General features: G+C 38.0%; 1 protein-coding gene. It reads left to right on the forward strand.

Going from position 1 to position 1,524, the window contains the following annotated elements; all coding sequences use genetic code 11:
- Positions 1-364: 364 nt before the first annotated feature.
- Positions 365-1,435: an IS630 family transposase gene (locus QUA24_RS27200; protein WP_333233532.1), complete on the forward strand. Its 1,071-nt coding sequence runs from the start codon at positions 365-367 to the stop codon at positions 1,433-1,435.
- Positions 1,436-1,524: the final 89 nt, after the last annotated feature.

The raw sequence follows: 1,524 nt of genomic DNA on the forward strand, positions 1-1,524 counted from the left end.
ACCTCAGTAGACGTATTCTCTATGTTCACTTATTTTAACATAGTTGGGTTTTTTCTCGCCGACTTACTTAATATTGACCCCGAACCAGTCAAGGCTTCTCGTTTACAACATCAGCAAAGAACTTACCGAATTGAGTTTCAAGCTACCACTGTAGTTTGGGCTAATTAAACTTTTGTCAGCCTATAGTGGTCGCGGCAGACCACGGAAACACGGGTTTAAAATCAAGCTCAACGACCCAACCACATGGCTCGAAGCGGATACTGTGATTGAAATTGACGAACATCCGCAGTTGGGACAAGTCCGAGTTATACCATTTTTTTAAAGATGTGATAGACTTGTGTAAAAAGTAAAGGAGAGAATTACAATGTCTGGTCGTCCTCATATAAAGATTACCGAATCTGGAGAAAAATTACGAGAAATCCTCAAAAAACAAAAAAGAATCCTAGCTTATAACAAAGTCCAAATGCTTTATTTATTTCAGTCAAAACAAGTAGAAACTGTGCGGGAAGTATCCGCAGTTTTAGGTAAAAGTGAGGCAACGATTCATCGCTGGCTCTCCCAATATAGAAAGGGCGGTCTGGAAAATTTGTTAAAAAATAGGCAGGTTTTCGGTCGCCCAAAAAAGTTCTCAGTTGAAATAGCAGCGACCTTGCAACAAGAGTTGAGAGAACCCGAAGGATTTAAGAGTTATAAAGAAGTTCATCTTTGGTTATGGTTGATTAAAGGAATAGCCAGTAGTTACCCGGCTGTATATTCTTTAGTGAGAGCGGAATTAAAAAGTAAATTAAAAATTCCCAGACCGCGCAGTGTTTCTCAGAAATCTACGGCAATTAATGAATTTAAAAATAACTTACATCAACAGATAAAAGCTCTACTAGAGAAAGCTTTACCTCAAGTAAACAAATATAAAAAAGTCACTTATTGGTGTAGCGATGAAACTCGACTAGGACGACCTACTCTTCGTCGGCGCAAGCTGACGCTTTCAGGCGTAAAGCCCATCGGGAAGCATCAATGGAAATCTGAGTGTTTTTGGCCGTATGGGGCAGTATCAATCGCTACTGGAAAGAGTTTTTTTTTGGAGTTTTCGCATTTAGACAAAGTTTGTTTTGAAGCATATTTACAACTTTTGTCAATACAATATCCTCCTGAATTACACATTATTCAAGTTGATAACGCACCCGCTCATAAGTTGGACTCATCTGAATTACCAGACAATGTTATTTTACTATTTCAGCCTCCGGCTTGTCCCGAAGTAAATCCGACAGAAAGAGTGTGGGAATATCTGAAATATTTTTTAGCTTGGTCGGTGTTTAGTAATCTTGACGAACTCCGCACAAAAGTCAAGGAAATTTTGGCATCTTTCACCGATCGTGTCATTGGTTTTCTTACCGGATGGTCGTGGATTTTACATTCTTTATCTCTATCACATCTTTAAAAAAATGGTATTACTATAGCAATCCTAAATCATTATCAAGACTATGATACAATTATATGCAATACTTGATTGTGACCATAAAAAAATGA

This window comes from Microcoleus sp. Pol12B5, assembly GCF_036701335.1.
Classification (GTDB): Bacteria; Cyanobacteriota; Cyanobacteriia; order Cyanobacteriales; family Microcoleaceae; genus Microcoleus.